3 protein-coding genes are annotated in these 1,934 nt (G+C 46.8%); all 3 read left to right on the top strand.

Annotated elements, in window-relative coordinates; genetic code table 11:
* Positions 1–495: prephenate dehydratase domain-containing protein (locus B7X71_RS16035; RefSeq protein WP_293601465.1), on the top strand; the 495-nt coding region annotated here is incomplete at its 5' end.
* Positions 492–1,619 (top strand): histidinol-phosphate transaminase, encoded by a 1,128-nt coding sequence (hisC, locus tag B7X71_RS16030; RefSeq protein WP_293601464.1) that lies wholly within the window; start codon positions 492–494, stop codon positions 1,617–1,619. The genes B7X71_RS16035 and hisC, both read left to right, overlap by 4 nt.
* Before the next feature lie 35 nt (positions 1,620–1,654).
* On the top strand, positions 1,655–1,934 hold a 280-nt coding region (locus B7X71_RS16025), incomplete at its 3' end, for a prephenate dehydrogenase/arogenate dehydrogenase family protein (protein WP_293601463.1).

The raw sequence follows: 1,934 nt of genomic DNA, 5'->3' as shown, positions 1-1,934 counted from the left end.
TTAGCGCAATGTCAGCAATGGCTGAGCGTGCATGCTCCACAATTAAAACGCCAAGCAGTCAGCAGCAATGCTGAGGCAGCTCGTATGGCCTCGATTGACCCAACGCTTGCGGCTATTGCTGGCGATCCCGCACAAGAAGCTTATGGATTACAGGCAGTTGCTGCACAGATTCAGGATGATCCACATAACCGCACACGTTTTGTTGTGGTCGGCACTTACGAGTGCCAGCCTACTGGTAAAGATCAAACTTCATTAGTGCTATCGGTAGATAACCAGCCTGGCGCAGTACATCGTTTACTGGAGCCACTGGCAAAGCATGGTGTTTCCATGAATCGCTTTGAGTCACGCCCTGCTCGCAAGGGTACTTGGGAGTATCACTTTTATATCGATGTTGCTGGCCATGCACAAGACGCAAAAGTAGCCAAAGCATTAGAAGAGTTAAAAACAACAGCCGCTTTTTATAAAAATCTTGGCTCCTATCCCCATTCAGCATGACATCAAAATCTAATATCGGTTTAAAGCATATTCATGCGATAGCGCCTTATGTTGGCGGACGCCCTATCAGTGAGGTTGCACGCGAATACGGTCTTGATGAAAACAAGATTGTGAAACTCGCCTCCAATGAGAATCCATTGGGTATGCCGAAGTCCGCGCAAGATGCGATGCTTAAAGCAGCAGCAGACTTGGGTCGTTACCCAGACTCCAATGGGTTTGAGCTCAAGAATGTTTTGGCTGCACGCTTAGGTGTGCCAACAGATTGGATTACTTTAGGTAACGGTAGTAATGACATTTTGGAGTTGGCTGCACGTGCAGTTGCTCAGGCTGGCGATGAAGTCATTTTCTCTAAACATGCTTTTGCGGTTTATCCACTGGCAACACAAGCTGTTGGTGCTAAGGCGATTGAAGTGCCTGCTACTGCAATGTATGGCCATGACTTGCCTGCGATGCTGCAAGCAGTAAAAGCTGCGGGCGATAAAGCTAAGCTGGTATTTGTCGCTAACCCAAATAATCCTACTGGCAGCTATTTAAGTGCCAAAGAGATTGAGGATTTCTTGATCGCATTGCCGCCACATGTGGTGGTAGTTTTGGATGAGGCTTATAACGAGTACCTCTCTCTAGAGCAACGCTATGACGCAATTGCTTGGGTGAAACGTTTCCCCAATATGATTTTGTCTCGTAGCTTTTCTAAGGCATATGGTTTAGCAGGCTTACGTATTGGTTATGGCGTTGCCCAGCCCGCTTTGACCGATTTACTGAATCGCATTCGTCAGCCATTTAATGTGAATAGCCTTGCACAAGCTGCAGCAATAGCTGCATTTCAGGATTCTACTTTCTTGCAGCAAGGCTTTGAACTCAATCGTGCTGGCTTTGCTCAGTTAACCCAGGCATTTGATGCACTTGGCCTGACTTATCTCCCATCGGCTGGCAATTTTGTGTTGGTCAGGGTGGGTGAAGATGATGGCGCTGGCGCTCGCATTAATCTGGAGTTGCTAAAGCGCGGCATTATTGTTCGCCCAGTTGGTAATTATGGTTTGCCACAATGGTTGCGCATTTCTATCGGCTTGCCCGAAGAAAATGCCGCCTTTATCACTGCACTCAAAGATATTTTGGCGAAGTAGTTATTCAATAAAAAATACATAAGCTGAATTAGCCAATGGCCATCATTAATCCATCTAGTAATTACGGTACTGTCACCATTGTTGGTGTTGGCTTGATTGGAGCATCCCTTGGTTTGGCTCTTAAAAAGGCGGGCGTCGTTAATCAGGTTTTGGGTGTTGGACGCAGTGCGCAGAATCTAGATCAAGCCCTCAAGATGGGCGCGATTGATGCAATAGTTGATTTGGTTGAAGCCACAAAACAATCTGATGTGATTGTCTTGTGTGTACCTGTGGCACAGATGCGTGCTGCTTTTGAAGTTATCGAGCCGCACTTAG

It is taken from the genome of Polynucleobacter sp. 39-46-10, assembly GCF_002282275.1.
The sequence above is the reverse complement of the archived record's forward strand: the minus strand, read 5'-3'. Positions and strand labels throughout refer to the sequence as shown.

Coding starts and splice junctions, on each gene's coding strand:
- hisC (WP_293601464.1), top strand. CDS start 492: ATGACATCAAAATCTAATATCGGTTTAAAGCATATTCATGCGATAGCG.